This is a genomic window from Streptomyces albus subsp. chlorinus, assembly GCF_013302895.1.
Classification (GTDB): Bacteria; Actinomycetota; Actinomycetes; order Streptomycetales; family Streptomycetaceae; genus Streptomyces; species Streptomyces chlorinus.
The window spans coordinates 3282449-3296546 of sequence record NZ_VJOK01000001.1 but is presented as its reverse complement, the minus strand read 5'-3'; the positions used below and the strand labels follow the sequence as shown (position 1 = coordinate 3296546).

General features: G+C 73.4%; 14 protein-coding genes. 4 read left to right on the top strand and 10 right to left on the bottom strand.

The features are described from left to right. Window positions 1–2: 2 nt before the first annotated feature. The 5 genes from FM076_RS33780 to FM076_RS14660 all read right to left on the bottom strand — a co-directional run bounded on the left by FM076_RS33780 (window position 3) and on the right by FM076_RS14660 (window position 6062). Window positions 3–1367, bottom strand: coding sequence for a serine hydrolase domain-containing protein (locus tag FM076_RS33780; RefSeq protein WP_243274502.1), 1365 nt, complete (start codon window positions 1365–1367; stop codon window positions 3–5). 418 nt (window positions 1368–1785) lie between these two features. Continuing rightward, window positions 1786–2772 carry an ABC transporter substrate-binding protein gene (locus tag FM076_RS14675; RefSeq protein ID WP_173871000.1) on the bottom strand — a complete coding sequence of 329 codons (987 nt, stop codon included), beginning with the start codon at window positions 2770–2772 and terminating at the stop codon, window positions 1786–1788. Next, complete coding sequence (locus tag FM076_RS14670) at window positions 2769–3659, bottom strand: ABC transporter ATP-binding protein (protein ID WP_173870998.1); 891 nt, start codon at window positions 3657–3659, stop codon at window positions 2769–2771. Before FM076_RS14670 ends, FM076_RS14675 begins: the two co-directional genes overlap by 4 nt. Further along, on the bottom strand, window positions 3656–4792 hold the full coding sequence (locus FM076_RS14665; RefSeq protein WP_173870996.1) for a FecCD family ABC transporter permease: 1137 nt from the start codon (window positions 4790–4792) through the stop codon (window positions 3656–3658). The genes FM076_RS14670 and FM076_RS14665 overlap by 4 nt, the downstream gene beginning before the upstream one ends. A gap of 190 nt (window positions 4793–4982) precedes the next feature. Further along, window positions 4983–6062: a FecCD family ABC transporter permease gene (locus FM076_RS14660; protein ID WP_173870994.1), complete on the bottom strand. Its 1080-nt coding sequence runs from the start codon at window positions 6060–6062 to the stop codon at window positions 4983–4985. A gap of 256 nt (window positions 6063–6318) precedes the next feature. On the opposite strand from FM076_RS14660, the gene FM076_RS14655 reads away from it, so the two are divergent. Together FM076_RS14655 and FM076_RS14650 are read left to right on the top strand one after the other, a co-directional pair. Continuing rightward, window positions 6319–6957 carry an HAD family hydrolase gene (locus tag FM076_RS14655; RefSeq protein ID WP_243274501.1) on the top strand — a complete coding sequence of 213 codons (639 nt, stop codon included), beginning with the start codon at window positions 6319–6321 and terminating at the stop codon, window positions 6955–6957. Window positions 6958–7590: 633 nt separating this feature from the next. Further along, window positions 7591–7830, top strand: coding sequence for a hypothetical protein (locus tag FM076_RS14650; RefSeq protein WP_243274499.1), 240 nt, complete (start codon window positions 7591–7593; stop codon window positions 7828–7830). A gap of 189 nt (window positions 7831–8019) precedes the next feature. Here the strand turns inward: FM076_RS14650 and FM076_RS14645 are convergent, their stop codons facing one another. Beyond that, the gene (locus FM076_RS14645; protein ID WP_428814859.1) at window positions 8020–8262 is read right to left on the bottom strand and encodes a hypothetical protein; all 243 of its coding nucleotides are present in this window, start codon (window positions 8260–8262) and stop codon (window positions 8020–8022) included. Between the two features lie 293 nt (window positions 8263–8555). Between FM076_RS14645 and FM076_RS34640 the strand changes: the two genes are divergently transcribed. Beyond that, window positions 8556–8939: a cold shock domain-containing protein gene (locus FM076_RS34640; RefSeq protein WP_173870986.1), complete on the top strand. Its 384-nt coding sequence runs from the start codon at window positions 8556–8558 to the stop codon at window positions 8937–8939. 268 nt (window positions 8940–9207) lie between these two features. On the opposite strand, the gene FM076_RS14635 is transcribed toward FM076_RS34640, so the two are convergent. From FM076_RS14635 to FM076_RS14620, 4 genes are all read right to left on the bottom strand, one after another. Next, window positions 9208–10065, bottom strand: coding sequence for a 1,4-dihydroxy-6-naphthoate synthase (locus FM076_RS14635; RefSeq protein WP_173870984.1), 858 nt, complete (start codon window positions 10063–10065; stop codon window positions 9208–9210). Then, window positions 10062–10754 carry a futalosine hydrolase gene (locus FM076_RS14630; protein WP_345945011.1) on the bottom strand — a complete coding sequence of 231 codons (693 nt, stop codon included), beginning with the start codon at window positions 10752–10754 and terminating at the stop codon, window positions 10062–10064. The genes FM076_RS14635 and FM076_RS14630 overlap by 4 nt, the downstream gene beginning before the upstream one ends. Window positions 10755–10801: 47 nt before the next feature. Next, window positions 10802–11320, bottom strand: a complete 519-nt coding sequence (locus tag FM076_RS14625; protein WP_173870982.1) for a DUF2771 domain-containing protein — start codon at window positions 11318–11320, stop codon at window positions 10802–10804. 71 nt (window positions 11321–11391) lie between these two features. Next, window positions 11392–12849, bottom strand: a complete 1458-nt coding sequence (locus FM076_RS14620; RefSeq protein WP_173874743.1) for an MFS transporter — start codon at window positions 12847–12849, stop codon at window positions 11392–11394. Between the two features lie 310 nt (window positions 12850–13159). Between FM076_RS14620 and FM076_RS14615 the strand changes: the two genes are divergently transcribed. Then, a complete protein-coding gene (locus FM076_RS14615; protein ID WP_173870980.1) occupies window positions 13160–14098 on the top strand; it encodes a DUF3027 domain-containing protein in 939 nt (312 codons plus the stop codon).

Sequence of the window (14098 nt, the reverse complement as noted above, 5' to 3'; positions counted from 1 at the left end):
ACTCAGCGGCGGGTGCCGCACAGGGCGTGGTCGACCAGGCGGCGGGTCGCGGTGTTGAGTCGTATCTGGTCGGGGGCGCCCCCGTCGCTGGTCACGGAGATGACGACCGAGCGGCGGCCGTCGGCGGTCACGCCGGTGCGGGTGTAGGAGCCGAAGCCGTCACCCTCGTGGTGCCAGTAGCTGCCGCCGCACGACAGCGGGGTCTCGCGCAGTCCCAGGCCGTAGCCGCCCTCCGGCCAGGCGGCGACGTCATCGGGGTCGTCGGTGCGCTCCACCGTCCGCCGCATCTCGGAGAGTTGCTTCTCCCGCAGCAGCTTGCCGGTCATCAGGGCCCGGTAGAAGGTGTTCAGGTCGTCCGTGGTGCTGACGATCGCGGAGTCGGCGGTGTGCTGGAGGCTGTGCTCGGTCACGTCCACCGGTTCCGGTTTGCCGTCCGGCCCCGGCAGGGGCAGCACGATGCGGAGATGCGGGCCCGGCATGAAGGGGTTCGCACCCGTCACGGACGTGGCCCGCAGTCGGAGCGGGGCGATGACCCGGTGCTCGACCTGCTCTCTCCAGGGCAGCCCGCCCGCCTTCTCGGCGATCATGCCGGCCAGCAGGTAGTTCGTGTTGGAATACGCCCAGCGCTTCCCCTCGCCGTGGGACGTGCCGCCCTGGGGTGTGCCGTCGTGGGACGGCTCTTCCCGGCGCTTCGTGCTGCCCGGCCCGGGGCCCGGTCCCGGCCCCGCCGCCGTGGTCGGGTCCTTGGCCGTGGGCGGGTCCGTGGCCCGGCCGGGTGTGAAGACGGGCTTGTGCCGCATGGCCACCGCCACCCACTCCCGCGCCGGTGTCGTGTCGTAGCGGTGCTTGTCGAACTCGGTGAGCGCGGAGGCCAGTTCCGGGTCGTCGACGTAGTCGAAGAGGCCGCTGGTCTGCTGGAGCAGGTCGCGGACGGTGATCCGCGAGCCGTCGTTGCCGTTGCCCTCGACGACCCCGGGCAGCCATGTGTCCACCGTGTCGTCCAGCGACAGCTTGCCCTCCTCGGCCAGTTGCAGCACCACCACCGCCGTGAAGGTCTTGGTCGTGCTGGCAGCACGGAACCGGGCGTCCCACGGCACCGCGGCCCCGGACCTGGCCCGGACCGACCGGTGGCCGTCCCGGGCCTGCGCCAGCACCTTGACCTTGCCGCCCCCCGCCTTCCGTACGGCCGCCACGTCCCGTTGGAGGACAGCGCGGTCCTTAGCCGTCGGCCGGGCGCTCTTTCCCTGGCCCGCTGCCGTCACCGTGCCGGGCCGCTCGGCCTGCGCCGGTCCGGCCAGTCCCGCCAGGACGGCCGCCGCCGTCATGGTCACCGTCGCCCAACGGGCCGCCCCGCGATGGGTGTGCATCGTCCAACCCCCTTGCCCGGGCGGCCAGATCCGGCCCGCCCGGTTCCTCGGCCAGGACCCGTCGTCCTCGCCGCTGCACCCCAGCCAACCAGCCGGAACGGCCCGCGAACGATAGCCCCAGAGCGAGTTCTCGCAGTGGACCTAGCACTACCCCCGAGGGAGACCCCGGCGTCCGGGGCCGGCTCCGAGGCCCCCGATCCCCGGCGCGGCGCACGACTTCCCGCGCGACAGCGCGCCAGGGGCCGCCGACCCCCGGCCCCAGCCTCGTACCCGCCCCGAACCCCGGTCCCGGCCCCGGCGCCAGCCCCCGAACCACCCCAGGAAAGCGCCCTCGCCTACCCGGTGCGGTGCTTCCCCTACCTGGTGAAGTGCTTCCCCTGCCCGGTGAGGTGCTTCCTCTACCCGGAGACGTTCCCCCCTACTTCGTGAGGTCCTTCTCCAGCTCGTCCAGGATCTTGTCGGCGGCGGTGTAGCCGATGCCCTGGATCCACAGTTCGTCCTCGACGTGGAAGGCGCGGTTGTTCTTGACGGCGCGCATGTTCTTCCACAGGGGGCTCTTGACGGCCTTCGCCTCGCCCGACTTCCCGGGGTCGCCGTAGGAGGTGTAGAAGACGGCGTCCGCGTCGCCCTTGTCGACCTGTTCGGGGCTGACGTCCATGGCGAGACCGCCGTAGTCCTTGGCGTTCCGGGCGGCCGGCGGGCGGGAGAGGCCGACGTCCTTGAGGAGGGTGGCGATGTAGGCCCTCTCGCCGTACACGCGGGTGTCCGCGCCCTCCTGGAAGCGGATGACGCTCGTCTCGGTACCGGCGGCCTTCTTCCGGCCGCCCAGTGCCTGGGTGACCTTCCGGGTGTGGGCCGCGTAGTCGGCCAGTACCTTCTTCGCCTCGGCCTTCTTGCCGAGCGCCTCCGCGTGCACCTGGAAGTTCTTCTTCCACGGATACCCGGTGGTCTCGGTCATCACCGTAGGGGCGATCTTCGACAGTTCGTCGTAACGGCTGCCGTCGCGCTCCTTGTTGGTGAGGATCAGGTCCGGCTTGAGAGAGAGGATCTTCTCCATGCTGGGCTGGGAGATGACACCGACGTTCTCGACGTCCTTGAGCCGGTCCTTCGGCAGGTAGCCCAGGAAGGGCTTTCCGGGCTGTGCCGTGGTCGCGCCGACGGGCCTGACGCCGAGGGTGATCGCGGAGTCCAGCTCCGCGGTGTCCAGGACGACGACCCGCTGGGGGTGGTCGGGCACCTTCACCGGTCCGTTGGCGGTCTTCACGGTGTGCGTACCGCCCTTGCCGCCCTTGTCCGAACCGGAGCCGGAGCCGGAACCGGAGCCGGAGTCCGAGCCGCAGCCGGAGAGCGCGAGGGCGGAAGTGAGGACGAGTGCCGCGCCGACCCAGGTTCGGGTGACCTTCATGAGGTGGCCTTTCGGAGTGAGGGCGAGGAGGGGGAGCGGGAGGCGCCGCGCTGCACGGGGCGGGCGGGGGCCGGGGATGGGGCGTCGGCGGACCAGGGGGCCCCCGGGACGACAAGCGGGTCGCCGGTGACCGGGCAGGGGACGACGACGGCTTCCAGGCCGAAGACCTCGCGGACGAGCGCCGCGTCCACGATCTCCTCCGGCCGTCCCCGTGCCGCCACACGGCCGTTCTTCATGGCGACGAGGTGATCCGCGTACCGGGTCGCCTGGTTGAGGTCGTGCAGGACCATCACCACGGTGCGGCCCTTCTCGCGGTTGAGCTGCCGTACCAGGTCCAGGACCTCCACCTGGTGGGCGATGTCCAGATAGGTCGTCGGCTCGTCCAGCAGCAGCAGGTCCGTCTCCTGGGCGAGTGCCATCGCGATCCATACGCGCTGCCGCTGGCCGCCCGACAGTGCGTCGACAGGGCGGTCGGCGAGCGCGGCGACATCCGTGCGCTCCATCGCTTCCGTGACGGCCCGTTCGTCCTCCTGGGACCACTGCTGCCACCACCGCTGGTGCGGCTGCCGGCCGCGTGAGACCAGGTCCGAGACGGTGATCGCCTCGGGCGCCACCGGGGACTGCGGCAGCAGGCCGATCGACTGCGCGATGGTGCGGGTCGGGATGCGCGCCAGCTCCTCGCCGTCCAGCAGGACGGCCCCCGAGCGGGGCTTCAGGAGCCGGCCGAGGGCCCGCAGGGTGGTCGATTTCCCGCACGCGTTGGGGCCGACGACGACGGTGATCTCACCGTCCGGCACCTCCAGGTCGAGTTCCTCGACGACGGTTCTCTCCTCGTAGGCGAGCGTCAGCCCGCGCGCGGTGAGACGGGTGGTGGCGGAAGCGCTCATCGGGCGGCCCCCCTCGGGCTCTCGGTACGGGTGTGGGTGCCGCTGCGGGTGCGGGTGCCGCTGCGGGTGCGGGTGCCGCCGCGGTTCCCGCCGCTGGTGCGGATGATCAGCCAGATCAGGTACGGCGCCCCCACCGCGGCCGTCAGCACGCCGACCGGCAGCTCGGTCGGCGCGAACAGCTTCCGTGCGAGCAGGTCCCCGAAGGTGACCACGAACGCGCCGAGCAGGGCGGAAGAGAGCAGCGGTATCTGTGCCGTACGTGTCAGACGGCGGGCGATCTGCGGTGCCAGCAGGGCCACGAAGTCGACAGGGCCGGCCGCGCCGGTCGCCACGGACGCGAGGACGACGCCGGTGACGACGAGTCCCAGGCGCACCCGGTTCAGCCGTACGCCCAGTGCCGTGGCCGTGTCGTCGTCCAGGGTGACGTTGCGCATGGCGCGGGCCGACCACAGGGTGCACGGCAGCATCACCAGGAGGGCGAGGGCCAGCGGTCCGGCCTGGTCCCAGCCGCGGCCGTTGAGCGAGCCCGTCATCCACACCTTGGCCTGCTGCGCCACCAGGTAGTCGCCCTTGGTGAGGAACAGCTGGGTGAGGGAGCGCAGTGCCACCGAGATGCCGATGCCGATCAGGACGAAGCGGGTGGCGTGGAGTCCGCCGCGCCATGCGAACACGTAGACCAGCAGGGCCGCGAGCAGTCCGCCCGCCGTTGACAGGTAGGGCAGGGTGGCGTAGGAGGTGATGCCGAACGTCATCGCGCCGACGGTCAGCGCCGAGGCGCCGTGCGTCACCCCGATGATCTCCGGGCTCGCCAGCGGGTTGCGGGCCACTGTCTGGACCAGCGCGCCCGCGACGCCCAGCGCGGCGCCCGCCATGAGGCCCACGGCCATGCGGGGCAGGCGGAGCGTGCCGACGACCAGTTCGTCGGGGGACGGCCTGCCGAGGAGGACCTTGACGACCTCCGCCGGGGCCACCGTTGTCTCGCCGAAGGTCAGATTCGCGACCATCGCCGCGAGCAGCGCGACCGTGAGGGAGCACGCCACCACGGCCGCCCGGCGGTGCACCAGCCAGGAGGTGGTGCGGCGCCGCACGAGTGCGTGTCCCGCGGGTCTCACGCGGGCGGGGACGGCACTCATATCCACACCCCTGTGGACAAGCCGGCCGCCACGTACGAGTGGCACGCCGTGGCCCCTCCCGTCATCGCCCTCCCTGTCGTCACCGTCCCCGTCGCCCCCGTCCTCCCTGTCGTCACCGTCCCCGTCGTCATCGCCCTCTCTGTCGCCCCCGTCCTCCCCGTCGCCCCCGTCCTCCCCGCCATCACCGTCCTCATGCCGCGACCGCCCTTCTGCGCACCAGCGTCACCAGGAACGGCACACCCACCAGGGCCGTCATCACGCCGGCCGGAACCTCGCCGGGGCGCATGACGAGGCGGCCCGCGACGTCGGAGACGAGCAGGACGACGGGCCCCAGCACGGCGGACATGGGCAGCAGCCAGCGGTGGCTGCCGCCGACGAGGGCCCGCGCCATGTGGGGCACGGCGAGGCCCACGAAGGCGAGGGGGCCGGCGGCCGCGACCCCGGCACCGGTCAGCACGGTGGCGCCGAGCCCTCCCACCACGCGTACGGTGCCGACGCGTTGCCCGAGGCCCTTCGCCATGTCCTCGCCCAAAGCGAGGGCGTCCAGGCCGCGGGCGACGGAGAGCACCAGGACGGCGCCCACCGCGAGGAACGGCCACACCTGGCCGGCGATGGCGGCGTCGCGGTCCGCGAGCGAGCCGACCTGCCAGAAGCGGAACTCGTCCATGGCAGCGGCGCGGGTGGTCAGGATGCCGGAGACGACGGCGACGAGCAGGGCGTTGACGGCGGCGCCGGACAGCGCGAGCTTCACGGGTGTGGCCCCGCCGCGTCCGCGGGCGGCGACGGCGTGCACGGCGAGGGCCGCGACGCCGGCCCCCGCGAAGCCGAACCACACGTAGCCGCCGAGGGTGTGCACGTCCGCGAAGGCGATGGCGCACACGACGCCGACGGCGGCGCCCTGGCTGACGCCGAGGATGCCGGGCTCGGCGATGGGGTTGCGTGTCAGGCCCTGCATGACGGTGCCCGCCAGGCCCAGCGCGGCGCCGACCATGAGGCCGACCAGGGTGCGGGGCAGACGCATGCCGCGCACGACCTCGGCCGCGTTGCTGTGCCCGCCGTGCAGCAGCGCGTCCCACACGGCGGCGGGGGCGATGGCGCGGCTGCCCAGGGCGAGGCTCAGCAGGGCGGCGAGCCCGAGGGTGACGAGTCCGGCGAGCACCCAGGCAGCCCGGCGCGCCGGGCTGCCTCCGCCGCGGGAGGGGCGCGGAGTCCGCCCCGCACCGGCCGGGGTCCCGGCGCGGTCGCCGGTCGGCGCGGATACGGCTGGCATGGCGCTGCTCTCTTCTTCCGGGGGACCGGCTTCTTCCGGGGAACCCGGGGGCAGCCGCCGGGAGGGGTGCCGGCCGGTCGTCCGCGCGGTCCCGTACTGGGTAGGTTAGGCAGACCTAAGTCTGAGGCAGCCCTCAGTGTAAGGCGTAGGGCCGGGCAGAATGTCCGGCATGGTTCCGCACGCTCCGACCCCTTCCCCGGCGTCCCCCTCTTCTCCGTCACCCTCTCCGGCGTCCCCCTCTCCGTCGTCCCGGGCCATGTCCGCGGACCACACCGCCGGCCCCACGGTCGGCTTCGACCTGGACATGACGCTGATCGACTCCCGCCCCGGCATCCACGCCGCGTGGCGCCGGCTGGCCGAGGAGACGGGCGTGCACATCGACGCGGACCTGGTCGTCACCCGGCTCGGCCCGCCGCTCGTTCAGGAGATGGCGTACTGGTTCCCGCCGGAGGAGGTGCCGGCGATGGCCGAGCGCTACCGGGAGATCTACCCGGACACCGCCGTCGAGCCGAGCACCGCGATGCCGGGCGCCCGCGCCGCCCTGGAGGCCGTACGGGCCGCGGGCGGACGCACCCTGGTCGTCACGGCCAAGTACCGGCCGAGCGCGCGACTGCACCTCGACCACCTCGGCCTGCGGCCCGACGTACTGGTCGGCGATCTGTGGGCCGAGGGCAAGGCGGAGGCGCTGACGGCGCACGGCGCCAGGGTGTACGTCGGCGACCACGTGGGCGACGTGCGGGGCGCCCGGCTGGCGGGCGCCACCTCCGTCGCCGTGGCCACCGGCCCGTGCGACGCGGCGGAACTGACCGAGGCGGGCGCCGACGTGGTGCTTCCCGACCTGACGGCCTTCCCCGCCTGGCTGGCCGACTTCACCCGGGACGGGGCGGAAGCCTGAGACCCGGGCGGGGGCGGGGGACGGGGTCGGAAACCGGGACGGGGTCCAAAAGCGGGGCAGGATCCGGAAACCGGGACGGGTCCGGAAACGGGATGTGGCCGGCCCGGGGATCCGGCTCGCGCCTCACGGAGTGACGTGTGAATGCCAGGGGACCACGGCAATTCCGAGCACTTTTCTGAGTACATCCCACAGCGCTCATGGGCCAAACGGTCGCCGTGCGAAGGGCAGTCCCTTCTTCTTCGCCCGAACTCCTTCGTCGGACGGCATTCTCCGTCACGGGAAACGGGCGGAATGCGGGCACGGGGACGCGGTGAAAGGGAAGCCTTTCACATCGTTCCGGGCCTCGGATGTGGAACTTCGAAGCGGCGTGGCGGTGAGTGCGACAGCAGCATCCGGCGGTTCACCGATGACCTGTGTCATTTCCCGAGCACTCACCTTCCGAGATGCTCAGGACGCATTTCTGAACCCCTAACTGCTGCCTGTTGTACCGGTGTTGCTTCCGTGCTTGACTGCGCGTACGTCGAAGGCGGCATCGGCACGCGGCGAGAAGCCATTCGGGCGCAGCCGGGGCGGCCGGTGAAACCGCGGGCGGAACCGTTACGGAAAACCGGAACTGGAGAAAGAATGCGCACGATGAAGCGTAAGGCCGCGATTGCGGCGGGTGGTCTGGCGGCGGCCGTGGGGATCTCCGTGCTCGGCGCGGGCGCGGCCTCGGCCGCATCCAGCTCCTTCACTCCCCGGACGGGCGTGATGGGTGACGGCAGCTACCAGGCATGCCTGGAGTACGGCAACACGATGGCGCAGATGGGCGCGCTGCACGGCTACACCTGCACGAAGCTGCCCAACGGCCAGTACTACTTCAGCTGGTACTGACGGGTCCCCTCCCCGCGGTTCCCGGCACCGAAGCCGACGAGGAACCCGTGAGGAGAGCTGAACCCCCGGGCTTGTCCGGGCACGGCAGGAGCGATGACGGGTCAGAGGTCGCCGTGCCCGGGCAGGCCCTTTCGCCGTGTCCGCCGACGGGAGGCCGGCTGCGGCCATGGCCGGCCAGGAGGCGGATGGCTAGGCGGAGGACCGGGCGGCCCGGCGCTGTGCGAGGGCGGAGCGGACGACGCCCGCGGCTGCCAGCAGGAAGCCGGCTCCCATGAGCATGCAGACGAAGTACGCGGGGGCCGGGAACGGCTCGGTTCCCAGGAACAGCGGTGCCACCGTGACCACCGTGGCCACGGCGCCGACGAGGAAGACGATCCCGCCGGTACGGACGAGAAGATCACCGGCGGACGGAGTTTCAGCGTTCACCCACACAGGGTAGATCCGGGAGCGAGTGCTCCCCCAGCGGGCACTCGGCCCGGGGGGAGGAACACGGTGGGCGACCGCTCGGCGCCGCCCGGTGCCCGAGGGCACCTTGCCAGGAGGCTTGGGGCCATTAACCTTGGTGGTGGCGGGTCATGCGGCCCGCCCGACTGCTATTCCGGGGGATCGGGGGGTCGGGGTTCTCAGGAGTCCCGGGGCCTGACCCGCCCCGGCACAGCAGCGCCAACCAGATTCCAGCAGCCGCAGCCCGGTGCTGCCGGACGAGTACGAGGACGAGGACAGACGTGCCTACCGGCAAGGTCAAGTGGTTCAACAGCGAGAAGGGCTTCGGCTTTCTCTCCCGCGACGACGGCGGTGACGTCTTCGTGCACTCGTCCGTGCTCCCGGACGGGGTGGACACGCTCAAGCCCGGCCAGCGGGTGGAGTTCGGTGTCGTCGCGGGTCAGCGCGGCGATCAGGCCCTCTCCCTGACGCTGCTGGACCCGGCACCGTCCGTCGCCGCGGCGCAGCGCCGCAAGCCGGACGAGCTGGCCTCGATCGTGCAGGATCTGACGACACTCCTGGACGGCGTCTCGCAGTCCCTGGAGCGCGGCCGCTACCCCGACAAGCAGCACGGCCGCAAGATCGCCGGCATGCTCCGCGCGGTGGCCGACCAGCTGGACGTCTGACGACGCTCCGGCTGGGGCGTCCTGACCGGGGCGCCCCAGCGCCGGAGTCCCCGCTTCCGCATGGTGCCCCGCTCCCGCATGGGCGCCCCCTTACGCAAGCCCCGCCCTCGGAGGCGTCCCGCACGTGAGCCCCGTTCCCGCAAGGCCCCGTCCCCGTACGGGCCGCCCCGAAGGGACACGGGGAACGCCCGCTCAGCGCTCTCTCGCACAAGAAGGACCGGCGGGCTCTCACGAGAAAAGCCGGCGGCAGCTCTGAGGGCCGCAGCTCTCAGGGGAAGGCCAGCGCGTCCGGGCCGAGCGCGGGCACCAGTCCCTCGTCCGCGGCCCGGGTGAGCAGCCCGCGGACGGCCGCGTACCCGTCCTCGCCCAGCTTCTCGGTGAACTCGTTCACGTACAGCCCGATGTGCTGCTCGGCCACCGCCGGATCCATCTCCTGCGCGTGTTCGAGGACGTACGGCTTCGACGCCTCGGGGTCCTGCCAGGCCATCCGTACCGAGGTGCTGATGGTGGCCGCCAGTGAGCGCAGCGTCCCGGCGCCCAGCGAGCGCTTGGCGATGATCGCGCCCAGCGGGATCGGCAGGCCCGTAGTGGCCTCCCAGTGCTCGCCCATGTCGGCGAGCTTGTGCAGTCCGTACCGCTGGTAGGTGAAGCGGGCCTCGTGGATGACGAGTCCGGCGTCCACGGCGCCGTCCCGTACGGCGGGCATGATCTCGTGGAACGGCAGCACCACGATCTCGCCCACCCCGCCGGGCACCTCGGCCGCGGCCCACAGCCGGAAGAGCAGGTACGCGGTCGAGCGCTCGCTCGGCACCGCCACCCGCTTGCCGCTCAGCGCCGCTCCGTCGCCCGGCTCGCGGGTGAGCACCAGCGGCCCGCAGCCGCGGCCCAGGGCGCCGCCGCACGGCAGCAGCGCGTACTCCTGGAGCACCCACGGCAGCACCGCGTAGGAGACCTTCAGCACGTCCAGTTCGCCGCGCTCGGCCATGCCGTTGGTGAGGTCGATGTCCGCGAACTTCACCGTCGGCGGCACCGCGTCCGGCACCCGGCCGTGCGCCCACGCCTCGAAGACGAACGTGTCGTTGGGGCAGGGCGAGAAGGCGATCGAGAGCGGTTCTGCCAGGGTCATGACGGACATCCTTCTGTGCGGTCTTCTGCGCGGCGCGGGGAGACCAGCCTGCCGAAGGCGGTCGTGAGCGCGGCCAGCGCCTCGGGAACGCGCCAGGCGGCACGGTCCCTGGGGCCGACGGCGTTGGAGACGGTACGGATCTCCAGCACGGGCGCCCCCCGGCCGTGCGCCGCCGCTGCCTGTGCGACGCCGAAGCCCTCCATGGCCTCCGCCGCCGCCCCCGGATGGCGGGCCAGCAGGTCCGCCGCGCGCTGCCGGGTCCCGGTGGTCGTCGAGACGCTGAGGACGGCGCCCCGCTTGCCGCCGGTCGCCTCCTGGGCGGAGCGGACCAGTCCGGCCGGCGGGAGGTGCTCCGCGGTGCCGAAGCCGAGGTCGGCGACGGACGCGAAACCGGTGGGCGTCTCGGCGCCCAGATCGGCCGCCACGATGCGCTCGGCGATCACCGTGTCGCCGACGAGGACACCGTTCTCGGCGAAACCGCCGCTGATGCCCGTCGCCACCACAAGGTCGTAGGGGCGGCCCTCGTGCGCGGCCGTCACCAGGGCTGCGGCGGTGCTCGCCGCGGCGGCGGCGGGACCGACGCCGCCCGCGACGATCTCCACCCCGGGGCACTCGGCGGCCGCCGCCACGGCGTCCCGCTCCGCGGGGACGGCGGCCACCACCAGCACCCGTGCGAAGGCACCGAGCACGTGTCGCCTCCTCGTCGGCGGAACCGGCGGCGGCCCCGGTCCGGCCGTCAGTCGTTGCTGTTCTTCAGGTTGACGTGCCAGATGCCGTTGAAGTCGCCGCCGGAGGTCTGCACGACCGTGAGCTGGACGTTCTTGCGCGGGGCCGAGGGCTGGCCCGAGGCCGACTGCTGCTGGAAGAAGACCTCGCCCTGGAAGGAGTAGTACGTCTTCTTCAGCGACTCGGGCAGCGCGGGCTTGCCGTCGACCAGCACGAGCCAGCCGTCGTGGGCGGTCTTGGGGTCGACACCGATCCGCAGCTTGTCACCGGTACCGACGGAGATCGACTTCTCGGCCTTCTTGCCGAGGCACTTGCGGACGTCGTCCTGCGGGATCGCCTTGCCGTCGTCGTAGCAGGCGGCCTCCGTGGAGACGGAGTCCCCGCCCACCGTGGCGGTCACCATCGGGGTCGGCTGCTCGCACGCCGAGAGAGCGACGAGGCCGAGCGAAGCGGCACCGAGAGCGGCGGCGGCGCGCACGCCCCGCCGCGACTGTGACGACATGCGGCCCTGCCGCGCGAGCTTGCTCATGCGGGCAGGTTATCGGGCGCTCACCGCTGGGCGACGCGGGGGTGCGGCGTGCCGCGGCGCCCGGCACGCCGTCAGGCGGCGCGCGGATGCGGGGTTCCCCGGCGCGCCGCACCGAGCAGGCCCCGTACGGCGGTGAGCACCCCGGCCGCGACCACCCCGGCGGCCACACCCAGGCCCAGCCGCCCGACCAGCGGCAAGGCCATGGCGAGGGCGCCGCCGAGCACCCAGGACAGCTGCATCAGCGTCTCGGAGCGGGCGAAGGCGGAGGTGCGGACCTGCTCGGGGACGTCCCGCTGGATGAGGGCGTCCAGGGACAGCTTGCCGAGGGCCTGCACGATCCCGGCCGTGGCGGCGACGGCGGTCACCGCCACCGTGCCGTACAGCGCGGCGCCCGCGACGGTCACGCCCAGGGCGCAGAACAGCACGCAGGTGATGATCACTTCGGGGGCGCGGGCCCGCAGCCAGGCGCCGATCGCGGTGCCCAGGGCGTTGCCCGCCCCCGCCGCGACACCGGCCAGCCCCAGCGAGACGGCGGCGGACGTCCCGGGAAGGGGGTGCTCGCGCAGGAGGAAGGCCAGGAAGAAGGTGAGGAAGCCGGAGAGCGCGCGCAGCGCCGCGTTCGCGCACAGCGCGCTCACCACCGAGACCCCCACCGTCCGCAACCCGGGCCGGGACCCGCCCCCGGGCGGTCCGGCCTCGCCGGGCACCACCTGTTCCCCCTCCCCGCCCCGCGCGGACGACACGGGGCGGGCCGTGCCGGCGGGGCCGGGCGGCGCGGCTGCCTGGGCCCCGGGCGCCGCCCGGGACAGCCGGGCCGGGTGCTCGCCCTTGGCGGAGTCGACCTTCGGGTCGAGGGAGAAGGAGAGGAATGTGCCGGCGACGAACACCGCGAAGGCCCCGTACAGCGGCCACGCCTCGCCCAGCAGGTGCAGCCCCGCACCGGCCGGTGCGGCGGCACCGGTGGCCAGCAGCCCGGCGAGCGTGACCCGCGAGTTGGCCTTGACCAGGGAGATCCGCGGGGGCAGCAGACGGGGCACCACGGCCGAGCGCACCACCCCGTACGCCTTCGAGGAGACCAGCACCCCCAGCGCCGCCGGGTACAGCTGGAGCCCGCCCGTCGCCACCGCGCCCGCCATGGTCAGGGCGAGGAGGGCGCGGGCCAGCATCGCGGCGGCCATCGCCGCGCGCCGCCCGTGCGGGATCCGGTCCAGCAGCGGTCCGATGACCGGGGCGAGGATCGCGAAGGGCGCCATCGTCACGGCCAGGTAGAGGGCGACCCGGCCGCGGGCCTCGCCGGTGGGGACGGAGAAGAAGACGGTGGAGGCGAGCGCCACCGTGACGAGCATGTCGCCCGCCGAGTTGACGGCGTGCAGTTCGATGAGCCTGCCGAGACCGGACTCGCCCGCCCCGCCCGCGTGGGTGGCGCGGCGGATGCGGCGCGCCACGGCGGCCGGGGGCCGCCGCAGCGCTCGTGCGGCACGTCGCGCCCCGCCGCGTGTGCTGCGGTTGCCGGGCTCGTCGAGGGGCACGTCGTTCAGTGTGCCCCGGAACACGCCGTTTCTTTCCCTCCTTCTCCGGCGCTTCGCGCGGTCGCGTCCGGCGCACCGCGCGCGGGGGGCCGGTTGTCCGGAGGGCTGGCTGCGGATTCCTCCGATGACCCTGTGGGGTAGCGTGGGTGAACGGTGCGCACCGTATGGCCTTTGAGCGCGGGCGCGGACGTCGCAGCGGCCCCCCGGTCCCGCTCCGTCCCCGACCCCGCCCCAGGACTCGTGGCCGTCCGGGCAGCGCACGCCGACAACGGCGCTACGGCGTAGGAGAGACGATTCTTGTGAGTGCTGCATGAGTGCCGCGACCCGGAGGACGAGCCGGGGTGCGCGGAGCCGGCGCGCCCCCGACAGACTGTGTGCCGAGGCCGTCGAGCTGGCCAGGAGCGCCGCCGAGGAAGAGGCGGCGCCCGGCACGGTCGGCGCGTGGATCGAGGCCGTCGCCGACGCGGACCGTGTGGTCACTCACTTCTTCGAGGCCCGCGAACCCGGGTACCGGGGCTGGCGCTGGGCCGTGACGGTCGCCCGCGCCTCCCGGGCCAAGAACGTCACCGTCGACGAGTCGGTGCTGCTGCCGGGCCCGGACGCGCTGCTGGCACCGGAGTGGGTGCCCTGGAGCGAGCGGCTGCGCCCCGGCGACCTGGGGCCCGGCGATCTGCTGCCCACCGACGCCGACGACCTGCGCCTGGAGCCCGGCTTCTCCGGCGAGGACGAGCCGCTGCCCACCTCGCCCGCCGCCGAGCGCGCCCCCGACGAACCCGTCCCCACCCGTGCGGCCATCGGTGCCACCGCCGAGGAGCTGGGCATGGGGCGGCCGCGGGTGCTCTCCCGGTTCGGAATGCGGGCCGCCGCCGACCGCTGGGAGGAGTCCCACGGGGCCAAGACGCCGATGGCGCAGGCGGCCCCGGCCAGCTGCGTGAGCTGCGGTTTCCTGGTGCCGCTCACCGGTTCGCTGCGGCAGGCGTTCGGGGTCTGCGCCAACGAGTACAGCCCCGCCGACGGCCACGTCGTCTCCCTCGCCTTCGGCTGCGGCGGCCACTCGGAGGCCGCCGTCATGCCGCGCACGCCGCAGCCCCCGCCCCCCGTCATCGACGAGACGGTGGCCGACCCGTTCGGCCTCACGGAGGACGCGGCGGGCGCGGAGGGTACGGAGGGCGTGGCGGACGCGGCGGGCGCCGGGCACCCGGAGAAGCCCGAGAGCCCGGGGAGCCCGGAGAACGCCGAGAAGTCCTAG